This is a genomic window from Evansella tamaricis (assembly GCF_019042215.1).
Taxonomy (GTDB): domain Bacteria; phylum Bacillota; class Bacilli; order Bacillales; family Salisediminibacteriaceae; genus Evansella; species Evansella tamaricis.
Window position 1 is genome coordinate 1 of sequence record NZ_JAHQCS010000072.1, and the last position, 21,310, is coordinate 21,310.

General features: G+C 39.2%; 21 protein-coding genes. 11 read left to right on the forward strand and 10 right to left on the reverse strand.

Annotated features, from left to right (window positions below):
* Positions 1-161: 161 nt before the first annotated feature.
* The 3 genes from pflA (at position 162) to KS419_RS06685 (ending at position 2,185) form a co-directional block, all read left to right on the forward strand.
* Entirely contained in the window at positions 162-890 is a 729-nt protein-coding gene (pflA, locus tag KS419_RS06675) for a pyruvate formate-lyase-activating protein (protein WP_217065290.1), read from the forward strand.
* Between the two features lie 132 nt (positions 891-1,022).
* The gene (locus KS419_RS06680; protein ID WP_217065291.1) at positions 1,023-1,466 is read left to right on the forward strand and encodes a GNAT family N-acetyltransferase; all 444 of its coding nucleotides are present in this window, start codon (positions 1,023-1,025) and stop codon (positions 1,464-1,466) included.
* A gap of 95 nt (positions 1,467-1,561) precedes the next feature.
* Positions 1,562-2,185, forward strand: coding sequence for a fumarylacetoacetate hydrolase family protein (locus KS419_RS06685; protein WP_217065292.1), 624 nt, complete (start codon positions 1,562-1,564; stop codon positions 2,183-2,185).
* A gap of 116 nt (positions 2,186-2,301) precedes the next feature.
* Here the strand turns inward: KS419_RS06685 and mreBH are convergent, their stop codons facing one another.
* Entirely contained in the window at positions 2,302-3,309 is a 1,008-nt protein-coding gene (gene mreBH, locus KS419_RS06690; RefSeq protein ID WP_217065293.1) for a rod-share determining protein MreBH, read from the reverse strand.
* Between the two features lie 319 nt (positions 3,310-3,628).
* On the opposite strand from mreBH, the gene KS419_RS06695 reads away from it, so the two are divergent.
* Together KS419_RS06695 and KS419_RS06700 are read left to right on the forward strand one after the other, a co-directional pair.
* Complete coding sequence (locus tag KS419_RS06695) at positions 3,629-4,801, forward strand: acyl-CoA dehydrogenase family protein (protein ID WP_217065294.1); 1,173 nt, start codon at positions 3,629-3,631, stop codon at positions 4,799-4,801.
* 150 nt (positions 4,802-4,951) lie between these two features.
* Entirely contained in the window at positions 4,952-5,608 is a 657-nt protein-coding gene (locus tag KS419_RS06700; protein ID WP_217065295.1) for an MOSC domain-containing protein, read from the forward strand.
* Between the two features lie 204 nt (positions 5,609-5,812).
* Here the strand turns inward: KS419_RS06700 and KS419_RS06705 are convergent, their stop codons facing one another.
* Together KS419_RS06705 and KS419_RS06710 are read right to left on the reverse strand one after the other, a co-directional pair.
* Entirely contained in the window at positions 5,813-6,808 is a 996-nt protein-coding gene (locus KS419_RS06705; RefSeq protein ID WP_217065296.1) for a sodium-dependent bicarbonate transport family permease, read from the reverse strand.
* 379 nt (positions 6,809-7,187) lie between these two features.
* Positions 7,188-7,538 (reverse strand): hypothetical protein, encoded by a 351-nt coding sequence (locus KS419_RS06710; RefSeq protein ID WP_217065298.1) that lies wholly within the window; start codon positions 7,536-7,538, stop codon positions 7,188-7,190.
* Positions 7,539-7,686: 148 nt separating this feature from the next.
* On the opposite strand from KS419_RS06710, the gene ymzB reads away from it, so the two are divergent.
* The 5 genes from ymzB to KS419_RS06735 all read left to right on the forward strand — a co-directional run bounded on the left by ymzB (position 7,687) and on the right by KS419_RS06735 (position 11,265).
* A complete protein-coding gene (gene ymzB / locus KS419_RS06715) occupies positions 7,687-8,046 on the forward strand; it encodes a protein YmzB (RefSeq protein ID WP_217065300.1) in 360 nt (119 codons plus the stop codon).
* Between the two features lie 382 nt (positions 8,047-8,428).
* Positions 8,429-8,722: a YhdT family protein gene (locus KS419_RS06720; protein ID WP_217065301.1), complete on the forward strand. Its 294-nt coding sequence runs from the start codon at positions 8,429-8,431 to the stop codon at positions 8,720-8,722.
* Positions 8,719-10,125: a sodium/pantothenate symporter gene (gene panF / locus KS419_RS06725; RefSeq protein ID WP_217065302.1), complete on the forward strand. Its 1,407-nt coding sequence runs from the start codon at positions 8,719-8,721 to the stop codon at positions 10,123-10,125. Before KS419_RS06720 ends, panF begins: the two co-directional genes overlap by 4 nt.
* 82 nt (positions 10,126-10,207) lie before the next feature.
* A complete protein-coding gene (locus tag KS419_RS06730; RefSeq protein ID WP_217065303.1) occupies positions 10,208-10,537 on the forward strand; it encodes a nucleoside triphosphate pyrophosphohydrolase in 330 nt (109 codons plus the stop codon).
* A 173-nt stretch (positions 10,538-10,710) separates the two neighbouring features.
* A complete protein-coding gene (locus KS419_RS06735; protein ID WP_217065304.1) occupies positions 10,711-11,265 on the forward strand; it encodes a ring-infected erythrocyte surface antigen domain-containing protein in 555 nt (184 codons plus the stop codon).
* Positions 11,266-11,653: 388 nt separating this feature from the next.
* On the opposite strand, the gene KS419_RS06740 is transcribed toward KS419_RS06735, so the two are convergent.
* The 5 genes from KS419_RS06740 to KS419_RS06760 form a co-directional block, all read right to left on the reverse strand.
* Entirely contained in the window at positions 11,654-12,655 is a 1,002-nt protein-coding gene (locus tag KS419_RS06740) for an agmatinase family protein (protein WP_246593693.1), read from the reverse strand.
* Complete coding sequence (hutI, locus tag KS419_RS06745; RefSeq protein WP_217065306.1) at positions 12,652-13,926, reverse strand: imidazolonepropionase; 1,275 nt, start codon at positions 13,924-13,926, stop codon at positions 12,652-12,654. The genes KS419_RS06740 and hutI overlap by 4 nt, the downstream gene beginning before the upstream one ends.
* A gap of 5 nt (positions 13,927-13,931) precedes the next feature.
* Positions 13,932-15,602, reverse strand: a complete 1,671-nt coding sequence (gene hutU, locus KS419_RS06750; RefSeq protein ID WP_217065307.1) for a urocanate hydratase — start codon at positions 15,600-15,602, stop codon at positions 13,932-13,934.
* 371 nt (positions 15,603-15,973) lie between these two features.
* Entirely contained in the window at positions 15,974-16,495 is a 522-nt protein-coding gene (locus KS419_RS06755) for a GNAT family N-acetyltransferase (protein WP_217065308.1), read from the reverse strand.
* On the reverse strand, positions 16,485-18,008 hold the full coding sequence (locus tag KS419_RS06760) for a helix-turn-helix domain-containing protein (protein WP_217065310.1): 1,524 nt from the start codon (positions 18,006-18,008) through the stop codon (positions 16,485-16,487). Before KS419_RS06760 ends, KS419_RS06755 begins: the two co-directional genes overlap by 11 nt.
* Before the next feature lie 287 nt (positions 18,009-18,295).
* Between KS419_RS06760 and hutH the strand changes: the two genes are divergently transcribed.
* The gene (gene hutH / locus KS419_RS06765; RefSeq protein WP_217065311.1) at positions 18,296-19,822 is read left to right on the forward strand and encodes a histidine ammonia-lyase; all 1,527 of its coding nucleotides are present in this window, start codon (positions 18,296-18,298) and stop codon (positions 19,820-19,822) included.
* 101 nt (positions 19,823-19,923) lie between these two features.
* On the opposite strand, the gene KS419_RS06770 is transcribed toward hutH, so the two are convergent.
* Complete coding sequence (locus tag KS419_RS06770; protein WP_217065313.1) at positions 19,924-20,781, reverse strand: DUF421 domain-containing protein; 858 nt, start codon at positions 20,779-20,781, stop codon at positions 19,924-19,926.
* A gap of 95 nt (positions 20,782-20,876) precedes the next feature.
* Positions 20,877-21,083: a DUF1657 domain-containing protein gene (locus KS419_RS06775; protein WP_217065315.1), complete on the reverse strand. Its 207-nt coding sequence runs from the start codon at positions 21,081-21,083 to the stop codon at positions 20,877-20,879.
* Positions 21,084-21,310: the final 227 nt, after the last annotated feature.

Genomic DNA, 21,310 nt, shown 5'->3' on the forward strand with positions numbered 1-21,310 from the left:
CATTAAATCAAGAAAGCGTTGTCAACAAAAACTTAACAAAAAGAGGCATTCCTGAACTCACTAAAAAATATGCCCACAAATGGTTGACGCAAACGGTTTGGAAAAGGCAAATGATTAAAATACTATTTTATGTTAGCTTTAAACATTAAGGGGGTCTTTCAATGGACGGAAGAATTCATTCTGTTGAAACATCAGGGATGGTCGACGGACCGGGGATCCGTTATGTCATATTTACTCAAGGATGTTTACTCCGTTGTCAATATTGTCACAATCCAGATACATGGGATCGAGACAAAGGTAATATTATGTCAGTGGAGAATTTAGTAAATGATATTAAGCGTTATCTTCCATATATGAAACGTTCAAACGGTGGTGTTACGGTAAGTGGTGGAGAGCCTTTACTGCAAATCGATTTTCTAATTGCGCTTTTTAAAGAGTTGAAAGCATTAGGTATTCATACAACAATTGACAGCTCTGGAGGTTGTTACTCCAACAATTCTCTGTTTCAGGAAAAGCTAAAAGAGCTTTTTAAGTATATAGATCTATTTTTAGTAGATATAAAACACATGGATGAGAAAAAACATAAAGTTCTCACAGGTGTATCCAATAAACATATTCTTCAGTTTGCAAAACAACTATCCGATGAGCGTGTTCCAATTTGGGTGCGTCATGTATTAGTTCCAGGTCATTCGGATGATGAACAGGATCTTCAAAAACTATCTGACTTTATTCAAACTCTCTCAAATGTGGAAAAGGTGGAAATATTGCCATACCATAAGATGGGAGTTTATAAATGGCAAGAGCTTGGTTTTGATTACCCGTTAGAAGGAGTATCACCACCATCAGAAGAGCAAGTTACTAATGCAAAAACAATATTAGGAATTCTTTAAAAAAATGGAAGCCATTCTATGTATCCTTTAAATAGGGATGTAGGATGGCTTTTATGTTATTCAATCTATTTTACAATTGCCACCAATAATGTGTAAAATCAATAAAAACAACATAGAAGGGGGGACAGTTAAATGGGGTGGAATATTAGAACATTTGGAGAACTAACAACGGAAGAATTATATAAAATTTTAATGGAAAGAGTAAGTATTTTTGTTGTGGAACAGGAATGTCCATACCCTGAAATAGATGGAAAGGATGAGTTGGCTCTCCATCTATTTTTGGAAAAAGATGGTAAAATTGCTGCTTATGCAAGGTTATTTAAGGGCGGTGATTATTACGAAGAGGCGTCAATTGGCAGAATCCTTGTAAAGGATTCTTTCCGTAAAACAGGGTTAGGTAAAGATCTTTTGTCTCGGGCGATTTCGATCATACAGGATGAGTGGAAAGAAAAGGAAATAAAAATTCAAGCTCAAAACTACCTCCGTGATTTCTATAGTTCTTTTGGCTTTAGACCAATTACAGAAATTTACCTTGAGGATAATATCCCCCATGTGGATATGGTATTAAAAAACTAAAAGAGTGGGAAATCCCCCTCCTTAAAGGGGGAGTATTAAAGGAAACTAGTAACTGAAATAGGGTGTGACAAACACAACTCGGAGGGTGAGCAAACTTGGAGAGGATTCGTAGCGTTTTTTGTATTGGAAGAAACTATGTTAATCATGTAAAGGAACTGGGAAATGAAATTCCAGAGTCTCCTTTAATTTTTTCAAAACCAACCCAAGCTATCGCTATCGCTGATGGATCCACGATTAAATTTCCCAATCATCGAGGGGAAATTCATCATGAATTAGAGATCGTGATTTTAATTTCAAAAGAGATTCAAGGGGATTTTAAAGTGGAGGATGTAGTGGGAAAAATAGCCTTAGGTATCGATTTTACACTTAGGGATGAACAAACCGAATTAAAGGAAATGGGCCACCCCTGGTTAAAAGCAAAAGGGTTTAGAAATTCAGCAGTTCTAACAGAGTTTTGGGAGTTTCCAGGTGTTGTATCATGTAATGAAACTGAAATATCTTTACGTAAAGGAGATCAAATCGTTCAACGGGGAAAGAGCTCACAAATGATGTTTGATTTCAAAAGAATTATTGAAGAATGCCATGAACTATTTGGTTTAGGGATGGGAGATATCATTTTTACAGGTACACCTGCAGGGGTAGGTCCTATAAAGGATGGAGATAGGTTCCGCATGTGCTGGGGGAATGAGGAGAAGGGGAGTTTTACGGTTGAAATGTAGTTATAACCATCTTTAAACGATCGTTTAAAAACCTGAAAACACTTATTCTAAAGGATGTAAATAAATTAGGGAACTCATGAGTATAATTGCAAGCCAGGTTCCCTAATATATTTCTATTATTTTGCTCGTTTTTGTAATTTGTGAAGGATACTTAAGGAACGGCCAGTTCCAATTGCCACTGCTTCTAAAGGATTTTCTGCTAATTGAACAGGTACGGCTATTTCCTTACTCAACCAGGACTCTATACCTTTTAGTAAAGCGCCACCACCAGTTAAAGTTACTCCACGGTCTACAATGTCTCCGCTTAATTCAGGAGGACAGTTTTCAAGAGTTAACCGGATAGTATCAAGAATGGCAAGGAGCGGGTCACGAATTGCCTTTTGAATTTCATATGACGTTAAGGTAATAGTTTTTGGGAGTCCTGTAACTAGGTCCCTTCCACGTACATCCATAGTCAACTCTTCATGATCTACTAAAGCATAACCAATCTCCATTTTTACATTTTCTGCAGTACGATAACCAATTAACAGATTATAATTCTTTCTGACATATTGAATAATATCATCATCTAATTTATCGCCGCCTACACGAATGGAATGGGCAGTTACAACACCTCCGAAAGAGATAATCGCAACTTCTGTCGTACCCCCTCCAATATCTACAACGACATTTGCAATTGGTTCAGCAACAGGGAGGTCTGCCCCTATTGCAGCGGCAATTGTTTCTTCGATTAGTTCAACGTGTTTTGCACCAAAGGCTTTAACTGCATCATGAATGGCTCGCCGTTCTACTGATGTTGAACCAGAAGGTATACAAACCATGACACTGGGCTTACCTAAAGAAAGACCTACTTTTTTACTCACTTTTTTCATTATTTGTTTAAGCATGTCTATTGTCACCTGATAATCTGCAATAACGCCCCCTTTAAGTGGTCTAATCGCAATGATATTTTCAGGTGTCTTACCAACCATATTTTTCGCTTCATTTCCGACGGCTAAAACTTCTTTTGTATTTGCATCGATGGCAACAACAGAAGGCTCATTTAAAACAATTCCTTTGTTTTTCGTATAAACAAGGATATTTGCCGTTCCAAGATCAATTCCGATTTGTGTATTTGAAAACATGATAACTCCTCCAAAATTACTGTACTTTATTTTTCTAACATCCCTGTCGATTTATGGGGGGAAAAACCAAGAAAAAAGGATTGAATGTATAAATTTCATCATTTCCTTGGAAAAGATTTCGTAAATCTGCAATTCTCTATGATATTCTTGACAAAATAGAGTTGATAAATGTATTAAAGAAAAGCAAAAAACTTTTCCTGAAACGTTACATAAAGAAGTAATACAATAGTTCATAGTAATCCATCTATGATCATTTATTTCCAAAAAAGAAGAATTTCAAAACGTAGTATTACAATAATGCAAAAGGAGAGATGATAAGATGGACAAAACGAGAGAGATCTTTCTGAGAAACAATAAACATCGTTTATTAATAGAACGGGCAGAAAAATTTGTAAAGCCGTTTCAATCTAGAGCATTTAAATATGATAAAACGGGCAGTTTTCCTGTGGAAAATTTTGAAGAATTAAAAACAGAGGGGTTTACAGGATTAACAGTACCGAAAAAATATGGTGGAGATGAAATATCTTTATATGAATTTCTTCTCGTTCAAGAAACGCTAGCCAAAGGAGATGGTGCTACCGCATTATCACTTGGATGGCATAATGGAACGATGATGCAGTTACGTAATACAAATAAGTGGCCAGAAGAAAAGTTTAAAGAAGTTGCTGTGGAAGCCGTCAAGGAACATATCATAATAAATACTGCAGCTACAGAAGCAGCTACAGGAAGTCCAGCCCGGGGAGGTAAACCTGAAACAACAGCAACAAAAGAGAAGAACCACTGGGTTGTTAATGGAAGAAAAACCTTTACTTCATTAGCTCCTATCTTAGATAAAATTATTATTACGGCAACGATTAAAAATGACGGAGCTGAAAGGGTAGGAGAGTTCCTGATTCCGAGAAAGACGAATGGTGTCTCCTTCGATGAAACATGGGATACACTTGGGATGAGGGCGACAAGAAGTGATGATTTAATATTAAATAATGTGGTTCTATCGGAAGACAAACTTCTTGCAACGAAAGATCCGGGGCATGGAACGAGCCCACAAGGATGGTTGTTACATATTCCTGCGTGTTATCTTGGAATTGCAGCAGCAGCAAGAGAAGAAGCCATTTCATTTGCAAAAGAGTATCAGCCTAATAGTTTGCCACACCCAATCTCTGAAGTACCTGAAGTGAAAAGAAAAGCAGCAACCATGGATTTAGAATTAATGAAGGCTCGACATTTCATGTACCACGTTGCTCTTATTTGGGATGAATTTCCCGAAAAAAGAAAGGATCTCGGAGCAGAATTAGCAGTAGTAAAAACCGTCTGTACAAATGCAGCCATCGAAGTGGTTGATCAGGCCATGAGAATTGTTGGGGGACAAAGTTTACAGAGACATCGTGCTCTTGAAAGGTATTACCGGGATGTCAGGGCGGGACTTCATAATCCACCTTCAGATGATATAACAATGATGATCTTAGGAAAACAAGCATTTAAAGATAATTAGAGGGGACATCCTAAATTTCGAATTCTATAATTCTATGGAAAAATGGCAAATGTTATTGTTTTCTAAAGGGTGTCGAAGTACGATAAAACTATCCCATAATTCTGAGAATTAGCACAACCAAGTTTAATAAACATAAGGAAGGAGTATTTTATGAAACGTTTAAAAGCAAATATAATCGCTGTTAACGTTGGAAAACCACAACTCCTCGAAAATTTCGGACAAACAATTACTTCTGCAATTAATAAAGAAACTGTAGAAGGGGATGTATTTTTATCAAGATATAATTTAGACGGTGATGAACAAGCTGATAAGAAGCATCACGGGGGAGAGGATAAAGCCATTTGCGTCTATCCTTTTGATCATTATCCTTTTTGGGAAGAAGAATTAGGGATTAAGCTTACACCTGGTGCCTTCGGGGAAAATTTAACTGTAAAGGGACTCGTTGAAAATGCAGTTTGCCTTGGGGATGTATTTAAATGGGGAGAGGCCGTTGTACAAGTGAGTCAACCAAGAATGCCATGTCATAAAGTGGCAAAACGTTTTGGTATTGCAGAGCTTCCCCAACGAATTATCGAAACTGGATTTACAGGATTTTATATGAGAGTGTTAAAGGAAGGAATGGTTTCATCTACTGAACCATTACAATTTATAAAAAGATTCTCAGAAATTCCAATTTCATTCGTGAATTCTGTATTTTACCAAGATCAATACAACGAAAAAGCAGTTATGGAAATATTAGAGGTGGAAGAATTGGCATTTAGTTGGAGGAAAATGTTAGAGAAACAGAGGAAGAAAGCCCTCAAATAAAACTAAATAACATATAATTAAAAGGCTCTATTATCGTTCAATGTTGATTTTTGTGAAATTTACTAAAAATCATCCTTATAAAAAAACAACATTATCCTTTAACATAGCCAATAAAAAAACTGCCTGACTTAAGGAAAATTTTCTTTAAATTAGGCAGTTTTTTAATAAAGAAACTGAAAAAATCAGTAGTCGCTTGCGCTTTTCTTATAACTTATCAAATAAGGTTGCCAGCCAGTAGTAGAAAGGAATTCCGATTATTAAGTTAAAAGGAAGTGTTAACCCTAAAGCTGAACCTAAATAAAGTCCAGAATTTGCCTTTGGTATTGCTTGCCCAATGGCAGCAGGTGCGGCTATGTAGGAAGCACTTCCAGTAAGTACAGCAAGAATCATGGAACCTCCAGTCGTTAATCCAATAATATTTCCACAGATAACGCCGAGAGTACCCCCAATCACAGGCAATATGAATGCGAACAGGAAGGACAATGGTTTGATATTCTTAATTTTTGTTAAACTTTCAGTTGCAATCATCCCCATATGTAAGAGGAAAATGCAAAGTATTCCATAAAATAAATCTCCAAAAAGCGGTTGAATCATAACTAATCCGTCCACATGGGCAACCAATCCTATGAAGATGCCGCCCAGTAACAGAAAGATACTCTTCCCGAAAAATGCCTCTTTAATAACATGTTTTAAACTTGCATTCGGATTTGTAATATCTTCCCCGTGACTACGGGAATGAAGTTTGTACAGGATAATTGCTAAAATAATTGCAGGTCCTTCCATAATTACTAAAACAGCAGACATATAAGACTCATAAGGGACACCTGCTTTATCCAAAAAGGCTAAACCAGCGATGAAAGTAACAGCACTAACAGATCCATAATGTGCTGCAATGGCGAAGGAATCCACTATTGGGTACTTAAAGACCTTTGAAATAAGAAGGTGGGAAATAAAAAACATAAGCAAACTTAGAAAGACAGCTGTCACTATCGTAGGTAACATTTCTATTAAGGAAACGTTTCTGAGTTCGACTCCCCCCTTAATACCAATTGTAAACAGAATAATCATTGTATAACCGCTATAAAATGCGGTTGGCACCTTCAAATCAGAATTCACAAGGACTGCGATAATTCCAAGTAAGAAAAATAATATCATTGGAGACAATAAATTTGCATAAGCTATTTCGACTATTTGCGCCATCCCATTACCTCTCTTTAATTGGATTGAATTTACTTCATTATAATCAGAATAGTGACATTTTTCATCTAAAATCTCAGATATTGTTAAAGAAAGGTATTTATCTGTTAAAAAACCTTATAATAAACAATTTATGGGAAAAAAGAAAGAGGCTGTGGAAAACTAAAGTGTTTAAATGAGAATGGGAACAAGACACTACCACGGCACTAAGTAAATATACGTAAACACCGGGAAAGACCTACTGTGACGAGTGATTGCCACGAGAGGACTTGGTTGTGGCCCGTGAAATACAAGTATATTACCGGAGGCGATGATAGCATTAAAGATTAATTCGTTCGGATTCTCATGGATTAAACACTTTTGTCCCAGCCTCTGTACTTACTTACTGGATTCTCACAATCTCTACTGGACCATGATCATCACAGTGATCTCCATGAACATGATGAAGCCGTCCATTTACTATATAGTCCAAATGATCCCCGTGGGGAACAATTTCATGACCACAATCTTCATCATGGTGACAGCCACAGCTAATTTCTTGACATATATCTGGATTTTTATCACTTACAGGAATTTTACATTCATCCCAATGTCCCTCATGTTCATGATGAAGGTGCCCGTTATGAACATAGTCAATGTGATCCCCATGTCTGATTTTAGTGTGTCCACAGGCTATACTATGCTTATGTGAATGCTCCTCATGAACATGGTGATTTTGCCCTTGATTACTCATGTTTGAGACCTCCCTTCCTTTGTTAACCTTCCCTGTATACAGATAAATAATTACTCTCTCAGAACACGAAATAAATATGAATGGTGTAACATGAAAAAATCATTGTGGGGAATAGTAAGGTTACAATGATTTAGCAGGGGGAGTATGTATGATTCATCCAATTTTTGAACTGACGGAATGGCTTGAAGGCAAGAAAGGAAATACAATCCTAATTAATAAAGGGGAATTTCTGACTGGTATGCAAGAGATATCTGATTCGGATCAAATAAAATTATTTCTAGACAATGTAACAATAAAAACGATTGAAAGACATGACCAAGATGACTACCTGGCAGATCAAGAATTGATTTTATATGGCGACGGAAAAATTATTAGTGATGAGGGAGAATTTGACTTACCTCAAAGCGTCTATGAAATTCCTTTAATGGGTAATTTGAAAATGGAACACGAAGACAATGGAGTTCTTGTAACGACGGAAAGGGCAACATATACCATTAGAAGTAATTAATAAATACAATACAGGATAGAAGGAACACGCCACATCTTAAATTAGTGGCGTGTATTTTTTGATTATAGAAGGGCAAAACGCTGTTGAAAAAAATAGCTTTAATTCCCTACAGAATGGTTAGCGTCACTTCGGTTTGCGTTTAAATATGAATCGTATGGTAATTGAGAATGTTGGTAAAATAAGGGCTATCCAGTTCTTTTTTATTGCCATCAATGAGAGAACCCTATCAAGGGGAAAAATCATTAGATTTGTATTCATTAAATATTTTTTGTTACTTTTCTGAAAATTTATGGAGATGGAAGAAGGAATTTATGGCTCTGTAAGGAATTCATAAAAATAGATGGTTTTCGGCGACCTCATTTTAAAAAAGGTGTTGAAGAAAATGAGCAAAGAAAATGATAGGAATAACAAGGATGACAGATTTAGAATTGCTAATCGTGAAGCACTTATTGGTGTGGGACTTGTCATTTTTAATTTTATTTGGTGGTATGGCTTTGCTTATGGATTAGGTTCCAAACCAGTTGAAGAGTATTCGTATGTATTAGGATTACCCTCATGGTTTTTTTATAGTTGTGTATTAGGTTTTATTATTGACGTTGCATTAGTTATTTTCATCGTTAAATTCTTTTTAGTAGAAGTCTCCTTTGAAGAAACCGACAGGGGGGAGGACGAATGAGTATAACGGTTCTTGTGTCATTGTTTATCTTCTTAATTCTCATCTTTGCTGTAGGAATTTGGTCATCCCGAACGCTTAGCCAAAAACAAAGTACATTTCTTCAAGAATATTTTTTAGGGAGCAGGGAACTTGGGGGCTTTATTCTTGCAATGACAATGGTGGCTACATATGGAAGTGCTAGTAGTTTCCTTGGTGGACCGGGGGCAGCATATACACAAGGATTAGGCTGGGTACTTTTGGCTATGTCGCAAGTGGCAACAGGGTATTTTGTCTTATTGATCTTAGGGAAAAAGTTTGCGATTATGGCAAGGCAATACAATGCCATCACTTTAATCGATTTTTTGAAGAAACGTTATAATAGTAAACCGGTCGTACTGTTTTCTGCATTTAGTATTATCATTTTTCTTTTTTCCGCGATGACTGCTCAGTGGGTTGGTGGCGCATGGCTTATTGAATCACTTACTGGTTTACCCTATACGACAGCCCTTTTTATCTTTGCAGTGGCGGTGTTGATCTATGTCATCATTGGTGGATTTCGGGCAGTTGTGATTACGGACTCCATCCAAGGCGTAGTCATGTTTATTGGAACATTAATCATATTAATTGGGACAATCATCGCTGGAGGCGGAATTACAAATATCATGAATGACCTCATCACAGAGAATCCTAATCTTGTAACACCGTTTGGTCATGATGGGGGCTTAACACCGGCCTATGTTTCTTCGTTTTGGATTCTAGTTGGTGTGGGTGTTGTGGCATTGCCTCAGGTTGCTGTCAGGGCAATGTCTTATCGGAATGCCAAAGCCATGCATAGATCGCTTATTATTGGGACGATAGTGGTAGGGTTTATTATGCTTGGTATGCATTTAATTGGTGTATTTGCCCGTCCGATACTTCCAGGAATTGAAGTAGCAGACCAAGTGATGCCTCTTATCACGATGGAAGTCCTACCGCCTTGGTTAGCTGGAATAGTTTTAGCTGCACCACTTGCAGCCATAATGAGTACCGTTGACTCCCTGCTTCTCCTTGTGAGTTCCGCAGTGGTAAAAGATGTATACTTAAATTACATTAAACCGGATGCCACTATGAAGCGGGTCCGGAAAATAAGCTTTGGGGTTACTGCGATATTAGGTGTTTTAGTATTTGGATTGGCTTTAAGTCCACCGGATTTACTTATTTGGTTAAATCTTTTTGCGTTTGGCGGGTTAGAAGCCGCTTTTATCTGGCCACTAATATTTGGACTATATTGGAGTAAGGGAAATAAATGGGGGGCATTAGCTTCAATGGTAATGGGGGTTAGCGCTTATATTTTTATTCATAATTTTTGGCCAAATCCTTTTGGAATGCACTCAGTAGTGCTCCCAATCGTACTTTCTTTTGCTGCTTTTATTGCTGCAACCTAAATATCACAGTTATTCAAAAAAGGGTAAAAAAGAAGAGAATGTGGATATCCTGCAGGAATAATATCGTTGGGGGGAGATAGATTTGCCAGTATATAATAAGTTAGTTAGGGATTTAATACCCGAAATTATTCGTGCAAATGGGGCGCAGTGTGATGTGAGAAGACTTGAATCCAATGAATTTGAGTTGGAGGCTAAAGAGAAACTTCAGGAAGAACTGGCAGAGTATCTTGAGGCTAGTAATGCGGAACAATCTTTGGAGGAACTAGCTGATTTATTAGAACTTATCTATTGTTTAAGTGAACACCATGGATATTCTAAAGAAGAGCTTGAGGCATTAAGGGAAGACAAGGCAAGGCGCCGAGGTTCATTCCATGAACGTTGGTACTTAGAGAGAGTGAGGGACGACGAATAAACTATGCGGTGATAGATAATTAAAGTACTTTTTAGCCTTGTACCTTTTCTTATAGGAACAGGCTTATTTGTTTAACACTACAGTTTAAACGTTTCCTTGAAAAACAAAGTTCAAATTAGTAAGCTTAGTAAATAACAAGAAAAGAGAGAATTTCTCTGAAAGTGGGAAAATCGATGAAAAAGAAAGTAACATTAATCGCCATACTTTTTATTCTGTTTTTGTCTGGTTGTAGTAGCCAGTATAATGAGGATGATGTCATCGCCTCGTTTCAAGGAAACGACATATATGTGAAGGATTTAAGGAAGTTATTCCATGTGGGAGATACTTATATCCCTGAGGTGGCAAGAAACTATGTTTTCCAGGAAGCTGTCATTCTGGAGGCTAAGGAGTTAGGGCTAGAAGTACCAAAGGAAGATGTGGATCGGGAAGTGGAATCCTTTATGACTTACTTAGAGGAGGAAGCTCCAAGAGAAACAAAGGAGTTTTTTGAAGGTAAAGCAGGGGAATATTCCATGTCAGTAGAAGAATATGTAGATACTATCGTCAGGGAAGAAATTGAAAAAAGTATGTATGTGGAAATGATGGAAGTGGAAGCGGTGGAAAATCAGGCTCCTGATGAATTGAATGCTATTGAGCGTCGGGATTGGGTAGAAGAACATTTCGATGAGTGGTATCAATCAATCTTAGAAAAATATGAAGATGATATTGAATACTTTTTTGAAAATTAGTTGAGATAAAACGAAAAGTTAGAACACCTCAAAGTCAGAAGTGTTCTAGCTTTTTTAAATGAAAAAAATAAGTTTTGGCACCTTCGAGCTTGTCTAGCTCCAGCGCCTACTCGCTGCGGGGCACTTCGGAAGTGACAACTGAAGTCAAAGAGCGGACTTCAAGTTGTCATTCCTCCACTGCCCTACGCTCGTGACCATAGGCGCTTGCGCTTTTCTTATTGTCTAGCTCCAGCGCCTACTCTCATGGGAACTGAAAAAGTGGTGCTTTTCCACTTCTACAGTCCCTAAGCCACTTCGGAAGTGACAACTGAAGTCAAAGAGCGGACTTCAAGTTGTCATTCCTCCACTGCCCTACGCTCGTTTTCTTAGGCGCTTGCGCTTTTCTTAACTACGCGCGTCTGTTTTTCCGTAACGCAAGGCCAGTCAGGAAGTTCAAGAAGACATGAGTTCCGGCTTTAACGGTCATATGGGCTAGGTCTTTCTGTGGGTCTAAACAGACGATATCAACTGCTCCAACGGAATGGTGTTTTCCTGTGATGGTAATTGCTTCAAATAGTTCTCTGGTTGACATACCACCGGGTGTTGCAGCAGGCACTCCAGGGGCATAGGCCATATCCAGAACGTCCATATCGCAAGTTACATAGATCATATCAACTTTACGTGAGAGTTCGTCTAATGCCTTGTTTACGACAGTGCTGATCCCCATTTTGTTTACATCCTGCATCGTAAAGTAATTGATGTGATGTAAATCAGCGTACTCTTTCAAGTCTTTTGTGTTAAAGAACCCATGAAGCCCAATATTGTATACGTTATCTCCTTCAATTAATCCATTATTAATTAAAAGGCGGATAGGAGTCCCATTCGCAGGGCCAAGTACACCAGGATCTCTCAAGTCGAAATGGGTATCGAATTGTATGATACCGATGGATTGTTGCGGAAATGTCTCCTTTAACCCTCGAATCACTTGAGCAGTGATGGAATGATCCCCACCGATAGAAATGGGAAGTGGATTTGGGTAGTGATACTTTATATCTTTCACCGCTTCTACAATGGCATGATGGCATCGTTTAATGTCCGTAACATGCTGTTCAGTATCCCCAAGGTCAATGACAGATAATGAAGTTAAATCTACATCTTCTTCAATGTTATAGGTAGTAAACCCTTTCCACGACTTACGAAATGCATCGGGAAATTCGGAAGCAGCAGACGCACTGATGGAAGAACGGGAAAGGGGAATGCCTATTATAACGGCATCCGCCTGATTCAGCGAATGGACAGGTACCTCTGTAATGGATTGAATCCATTCATGAACTTTGCTGTTATCTTTTCCATCTTTATTCTTCATCCAAAGGAAAGGTGGGGGAGTCATTCCTCTAATAGATGTTGTCATCGTTCCACCCTCTTTTTTGAGTATACGATTTTCCCCCGTTTAACTACCGTATCGGTGTGATTGACCCCATAATGGTATGAGAACTGAATATGATTTGGAAGATCCCAAATAACAAGGTCTGCCCTTTTTCCAACTTCAATACTGCCTATTTGCTCTCCCCTTTTTATGGCGTGTGCTGCATTAATCGTAGCAGCAGTGATCGCTTCAGCCGGTGTCATTCCCATTTTTAAACTGGCGAGATTCATCATGAAAGGCATGGATGTACTAGGGGAGGAACCAGGGTTACAATCTGTGGACAACGCTACAGGAACACCAGCATCAATGGCTCTCCGCCCGTTTGCCACTTCTGTCATCAGAAAGAAGGCAGTGCCAGGCAATAGAACTGCAACTACCCCTTCTGCCGCCATCTGTTCCAATCCTTTGTCGGATACTTTCAATAAATGATCTGCAGAGACAGCTCCCACCTCTGCTGCCAGTTCTGCTCCTCCATATGGTTTAATTTCGTCTGCATGGATTTTAGGAAGTAAACCATGCTCTTTTCCTGCCAGTAAAATCCGTCGGGATTGTTCAGGTGTAAATACTCCTGGTTCACAAAATACATCATTAAATTCCGCCAATCCTAATTCTGCTATTTTTGGAATCATTTCCTGAATAACGAGATCAACAAAATCATCCGGTTTTTCCTGATATTCCTGTGGAATAACATGGGCACCCATAAAGGTATGGACAATATCAATCGGATGATCGTAATTCAATTGTTGTGCCACTTCAAGTTGGCGTTTTTCCACGTCCCAGTCCATCCCATAACCACTTTTGGCTTCGATGGTGGTAACCCCGTGCTCTAAAAATTTATCAAGTCGACGGATACTTTCGTTGTACATTTCCTCGAAAGGAGCTTTCCTTGTGGCTCTTGTAGTTGCATGAATTCCACCACCATCAGCCATGATGTCCATATATGACGCTCCTTGGAGCCTCATGTTGTATTCGTTTTCCCTGCTTCCTGCGAAAACTAAATGAGTATGGGGGTCAACAAGACCTGGTGCAACTACTTTACCGGTTGCGTCAACAACAACTGATTCGGAAATTTCCTTTTGATACATAGTTTTTAAAAAATCAGTAGTGTTAACAGCCAGTATTTTATCATCTTTTATAAGGACAGAACCATTTTTAATGATACCTATTTCGTTCATTGCTCCCTTAATGGCTGGTTTGTCCGAATGGCCTTTCACGGTTATGACTTCGTTGGCATTTTCTATAAATAGATAACTCATTATCTCTATTCTCCCTTCCCACTAGGTGTTATCATCGGCAAACGAATCCCATTTCTCTCCGCTGCCTTCAAAGCTTTTTCATAACCTGCATCTGCATGGCGGGCAATTCCCATTCCAGGATCAGTTGTTAATACCCTTTCCAACCTGGATTCCGCATCTTTCGTTCCATCGGCAACAATGACCATCCCTGCGTGGAGAGAGTACCCCATTCCAACACCGCCCCCATGGTGTACAGAAACCCAGCTTGCTCCCCCAACACTGTTGATGAGAGCATTTAGAATGGGCCAATCGGCAACGGCATCACTACCGTCCTTCATAGATTCTGTCTCGCGATTTGGGGAAGCTACTGAACCTGAGTCGAGATGATCACGTCCAATCACAACCGGTGCTTTAATTTCACCTGATGCAACATAGTCGTTAATTATTTTCCCGAAACAAGCCCTTTCCCCATATCCAAGCCAGCAGATGCGTGAAGGAAGACCCTGAAATTGAATTTTCTCCCGCGCCATTCTAATCCAATGACAAAGTGCAGTATTATCAGAGAACTCATTTAAGATGATCTCATCCGTTTTATAAATATCCTCTGGATCACCAGAAAGTGCAATCCAACGGAAAGGCCCTTTTCCTTCACAAAATTGTGGTCGAATATAAGCTGGAACAAAACCAGGGAAATCAAAGGCATTCGTTACTCCTTCATCAAGAGCAACCTGACGAATGTTATTACCGTAATCAAAAGTTATAGATCCCTTTTGCTTCATTTCAAGCATAAATTTAACATGCTTTGCGATACTGGATTTCGCACTTCGAATATATGAATTTGAATCTTGTTTTCGAAGGATGGTCGCCTCTTCCAGTGTCAGCCCCTCAGGTATATATCCATTTAACGGATCATGGGAAGATGTTTGATCCGTTAATACATCTGGAATGAATTCCAAATCTATCATTTTTGGAAGAACTTCGGCTGCGTTCCCTAAAAGTCCGATAGATAATGGCTTTCCTTCGCTTTTGGCAGTCCTGGCCATTTGAATCGCTTCTGACAGACTTTCCGTTTGATAATCAAGATAACGAGTATCTATTCGGCGTTGAATTCTAGTTTGGTCCATTTCGATGGCAATACAAACTCCATTATTCATTGTAACTGCTAGTGGCTGTGCGCCTCCCATTCCCCCGAGTCCAGACGTGAGCGTAATGGTTCCCCGTAGTGTGCCATTAAAATGTTGTCTGCTCAGTTCTGCAAAGGTCTCATATGTCCCTTGAACGATCCCTTGACTTCCGATATAAATCCAGCTGCCTGCTGTCATTTGACCGTACATCATCAGCCCCTTTTTTTCTAAATCATGAAAGTGATCCCAGTTGGCCCAAGCAGGAACGAGATTGGAGTTGGCGAGGAGCACTCTCGGTGCATTAGTGTGGGACTTAAATACAGCGACTGGCTTACCTGATTGAATCAGTAGTGTTTCATCATTTTCTAACTGTTTAAGAGTGGTAACAATCGTTTCATAACTTTCCCAATTTCGTGCTGCTTTCCCTATTCCTCCATAAACAACAAGGTCATCAGGATTTTCAGCCACTTCCGGATCTAAGTTATTGCGGAGCATCCGAAGAGCTGCTTCCTGAATCCATCCTTTTGTTTCAAGAGTTGTACCTGTATTCGCTCGAATGATCTTCTTTTCCATTTGGATTCACCTTCTTTCTTCTTTTTAAAAAATATTATAAGTCTTGGCACTTTCGGAAATTGTCTAGCACAAGCGCCTACTCGCTACGGGGCACTTCGGAAGTGACAACTGAAGTCAAAGAGCAGACTTCTGTTGTCATTCCTGCACTGCCCTACGCTCGTGATCATAGGCGCTTGCGCTTTTCTTATTAAGTATAAAGAAAGGGGATAGAAAATCAGAGAGAAGTACTTCAGGAAAATGGATAGTTTTCTTAGGGGAAATATGAGAATCAAGAAAGAACGGCATAAAAAATGGTATTTACTTTAGTGAGATGTATTTATTTTAGGTGGTATTAGGGATTAGGGGGACGAAGCAAGAAAACCATGCCAGTATTAGAAAGGCATGGTTTTCCAACCGTAAACAACTTCTCCATATTCAATTCCGTTTATATTTATTGTTCCTTCACCGAGAAATACTGCACCTAACTTTTCATAAAATTTCCTGGCTGGAGGGTTGTCTGCAAAGGCCCAGACGAGCATGGAAGTGAGACCATTTCCCTTTAGGTGGTGTGTTACTGCCTCAACCAGTTGACTTCCTGTACCGTTTCCCCAAGACTCTTCAAGGAGATAGATTGCATTTAATTCCCCCTTGAAGTCAGGGTAACTATCTTTTGAGCGGTTTGGTCCACCATTGGCAAAACCGATGATTTGACTGCAAGAATCTTCTGCCACATAAACCCCGTGTTCTTTGAGGGGGCGTTCAAGAGCACTTCTCCACATTTTTTCCCGCTGCTCTACCGATAGTCCAGATAGGAAATCATCTGGCAGGATGTTACGATAGGCTGATTGCCAGCTTTTCACATGCACAGATGCAATTTGTTTCTCATCACCAATTACTGCCGGTCTAATCTTCATGTTTCTTCTCCCCCTTTATACTATTATGATCTAATCTGTATTTTCTTGGTGACATCCCTAAGTTTCTATGAAAACAACGGCTGAAATAAGTGGATTCTTCAAAACCACATAAGGATGCGATCTCTTGAATCGGCAAGGATGTCTCTGTTAATAACCTCTTCCCTTCCTTTAATCGTATATCCAACAAACTCTGTCTATAAGTGTGACCAGTCTTTTGCCGGAATAAGTGACTTAAGTAAGACGGATTACGGTTAACAGAACGGGCGACGGATTCTAGAGAAATTCCCGGATTCCAATAGTTTCTTTCCAGAAACCGGATGGCCTGTTCTGCTGCATCGTAATGAAAATGCTCTTCCTTCACCCTTACTTCTTCAAAAACTTGTTGGATAAACAAGACAAGGTCTTGAACGATTCCGTATAATACAGGCTGTTCCAGTATGGCATAATACATAGATTCAAAGGAATCTTCTAAGCCGCATCGGTAAACCTGCATATAACGTCGGACTTGAGCTAAAATACTCGTCATTTTGGTCCTTATACTATTAGGATAAGGGTATGGGGACGATAGGTTTAGAAAACTATCGTAAAGTTCTTCTTTTATTTTTGAAAGATCCTGTTGGTTTAACATATCAATCCATTTCCTTTGTTCATGGGAGGTAAGGAACGGATCAACTTTTTTCCAGGACAATGGTCTTTCATACGAAAGGATACTCCGTTTCCCATGGTAAAAAATCATTTCTGTCATTTCTTTTAGTTCCTCATAAAGAGTATGTACTGTTTTTTCAGTTGCAGATGTGGAATGAAGGATAACAGAAAGTGGCTCCAAAACTACATTCCATTGATTTAGAAAGAGCTTTGCCTCCTCCTTCAGTGTAAAATGTGAGGAGGGTCTCTTAAAGCAAACGATCATATTGGAAAATAAGAAGGTTTCTATTACTTTGGTTTTAAAAAAAGTATCTACTTTCTTCTTCAGTTTTAAAAGACATTCTTTCTCTTCAGGTATAAAGGCAAGTACTTGAGTGGGTAATGAAATGGAAAGGTCCTGGTGAAAAAGCTGTTCATATGATATTGGTTCCTTTAGTTTCTGATTAGGTGTTTCGATGGATTGGTTGACATGCTGGGTACGGATTAAAGGGAAAATTTCCAGTTTTTTATAGGCTTTTTTTATAGATGACAAAAGGCGTGTTGGTGTATGTGGTTTTAATACTAAGTCCACTGCGCCTAATTGAATGACTTTCATGGCCTGTTCATATGTTGCTTCCGTGGAGGTACAAATGATTTGCATTTCTGTATTCTCTGTTAATTCCAGGAGCGGGAAGATAGAATGATTCTGAATCATTTGCAATTCGATCAAATTGATAGTGGGTCTTCTTTGTTGGATGAGTTGTAACGTATCTTCTTCGTTATAAGTTTTATAGATTGTTTCAAATGGGATGGAGGAGTGCTTAATAAACCATTCTACTCCATCTACTTCTGCTTTATCCCTATCCGCAATTAGAATGGTTAACTCCATTGTGTAGTCCCGCCTTTCTTTTAAAGGTAGATATCATTATTTTATCGTACTATCTGTTGCTAGAGTAGTCGAAAATTGAAGTTATTGACAGAAATGTTTGTTTTCACATATGATGGGAGTAAGACATAGAAGGGAAGAGTGGATCCAATGGACGGTCCTTTTTATAAACGGATTAAATTAAATAAATTCATACTAGCAGTGAAGAAAAATCTGTAAAGGATTTTCCTTCACTGCTTTTTTTCTGCTTTATTACGATGAAACAATGAACTGGAAAAGGTGGGAGAAAAATGATTACACTGACAGGCAATACTTTAACAATGGAACAGGTAAAACGTGTTATATGGGAAAAGGAAGAAGTTGTTGCTTGTAAGGATGCGTTACAAAAAGTAATGGAAACGAGAGATGCGGTGGATGCGATTGTTCATAATGGAAAAATCGTCTATGGGGTAAATACTGGGTTTGGTAAATTGAGTGATGTAAAAATCGACAGCAAGGATGTGGAGACGTTACAGAAAAATTTAATTTATTCCCATGCTTGCGGTGTCGGGGAACCATTCCATGTGGAAATTTCAAGAACAATGATACTTCTAAGAGTAAATACGCTATTAAAAGGCTACTCCGGTGTCAGACCAGAATTAATTGATCAACTCCTCTCATTCCTTAATTATGAGATTAATCCTGTTATCCCTTCCCAAGGCTCTCTTGGGGCAAGTGGGGATTTGGCGCCTTTAGCCCATCTAGCTCTCACTCTGATTGGTGAGGGAGAAGTATATTACCAAGGGGAACAGAGAAAAACATTGGAAGTATTAGAGGAAGTTAATTTGAAACCTATTGTTCTTCATGCAAAAGAAGGACTGGCCTTAATTAATGGAACACAGGCCATGACTGCTGTGGGGGCAATTGCTTTTTTGGAGGCGGAAATACTGGCAGAACAAGCAGACGTAATAAGTGCGATGACGCTGGAAGCTTTGCATGGAATTATTGATGCTTTCGATGAAGAGATTCACCTTGCTAGAGGACATCAGGAACAACTGGAAGTGGCAAGAAAAATAAGGTGCTATACAAAAGGAAGTAGACTAATTACACATCAAGGGGAGGTAAGAGTACAGGATGCTTATTCGTTGCGTTGTATCCCTCAGGTTCATGGGGCATCACGTCAGACATTGGTGTATGTGAAAGAAAAGCTGGAAACAGAGATGAATGCTGCAACGGATAACCCCCTTGTTTTTAACCATGGGGCAAAAATCTTATCCGGAGGAAATTTCCACGGGCAGCCCATAGCCTTAGCCATGGATTTCTTAAAAATAGGAGTGGCAGAGCTAGCCAATATATCTGAACGTCGAATTGAACGTCTTGTTAATCCGCAGTTAAATGATTTCCCGCCTTTCTTAAGTGCAAAACCTGGATTGGAATCTGGGGCGATGATCATGCAGTATGTGGCTGCTTCTTTAGTATCTGAAAATAAAACATTAGCTCATCCGGCAAGTGTGGATTCGATACCATCCTCTGGGAATCAAGAGGATCATGTCAGCATGGGGACTATCGGTGCAAGACATGCTTATGACATTCTTAAGAATGCTAGAAAGGTGTTGGCGATTGAAATCATTTGTGCCATGCAAGCCATTGAATACAGAGGGCCTGAGAATCTAGGAACGAAAACAGGGGAAATGTGGAGGCTTGGTCGAAATGTTGTTCCAAAGTTTGAAAAAGACAGGGTTTTCTCTAAAGACATTGAACGGATGAGTACATGGTTAAAGGAAGGAGACTGTTCCATACTGAATTGGTTTTCGGATAAAAGTGAAATATCCACGTAATCAGTATGCAAAAATCGCGTCAGATTAGTCCTTCAACCTGACGCGAATAAGTCAAGCGGTTATCTTTACAACTTGACAAGGTACAACCTCCAACAATTTATTCACTTAAGAAGATGGGAGACTCTCTGAATGGCTGCTTCCATTTGTTTCGAATGTTCGGTATACATTTGTTTTGCTTCCTGATTGTCAGTGGAAAGGGCAAATAATTCAAGGTCCGCCTGACACTTTTTCATAGTAGCATATAATAAAGGTTTTTCTTGTGGGGAGGGGACTTTTAGTTTGTCATCGAACAAATCAATGGTGAGCTGTCCATAGGAATCCACTTGCCCCAAATACACATTTTCAATGGCAGCACCTTGTTTTTCCAACTCAGTTTCAAGCCATTGCCGGTTTTTCCCGATCGTAGCTAAAGGTTCATCGAGTACTTTCCCGTCCATAATAACTGTTTCCGGCTCTTTAATCGGTGCAACTTTAAGTTGAATGTCTTTAGGTGTCACAGGTTGGTAATCTTTTTTTAATAAGACACTTACATCACCACTTGTTTCTAGTACGGCGAATTCCACGTCAGCTACTTGAAAGGCATTTTTAGACCGCAGTTGTTTTAAGAGCTCATCCGTGGAATATCTTTCTTTTTTCAAATTATCTTCAAGGACTTTTCCGTCTTTAATTAGAGGAATACCTCTTCCCTGGACAAAATTGCGTACAGTCTGACTCTTGATGGAAAGCCATCCGAGGCCATAAGAAACAACTGCCCAAATAATTAGTCCCATTATTGGATAAGCAATAGGTACTTGCAAATGAATGGAACCAATGGCTAAGATTGCACCAATAACAATGCCCGAGACGAATTCAAAATAAGTTACTTGTGCCATCGATTTTCTTATAAACGTTCGGGATAGAAACAACAAGATTATAACGGCTACGAGGGAACGAAGCACGACTTCTAACCACCCTTGCATCGTGTTACCCCCTTTCATTTCGTAATTAAGTAGTTGTTATAAAGATATTTTCACGGCAGTGGTGTTTTTTAAGCACTGCTCTAAAATATTCTTTATTAGAAACCTTTATATTGTGGCTCCTGAAATTCTAACTCTCCCACACGGTTTTCCAAATCAGATATTACTTTTCTTGTTATTTGGCATGTCTCTCGGAATGTTTCAGAGGCCTGTTCATCTCGTGAATGAATCGCAAGGTTATTTAGGCTTGCTTCCACGGATTTTAAACTTGCAACACACTGTTTAACTTGGGAAGCAACAGTCATAATACATCACTCCTTTTCTAAATGGGTAAGAATTTAGAAGTTTTTGCACCTTCGGGCAAGTTGTCTAGCACAAGCGCCTACTCGCTACGGGGCACTTCGGAAGTGACAACTGAAGTCAAAGAGCGGACTTCTGTTGTCATTCCTCCACTGCCCTGCGCTCGTGACCATAGGCGCTTGTGCTTTTCATTGTCTAGCACAAGCGCCTACTCACTGCGGGTCACTTCGGA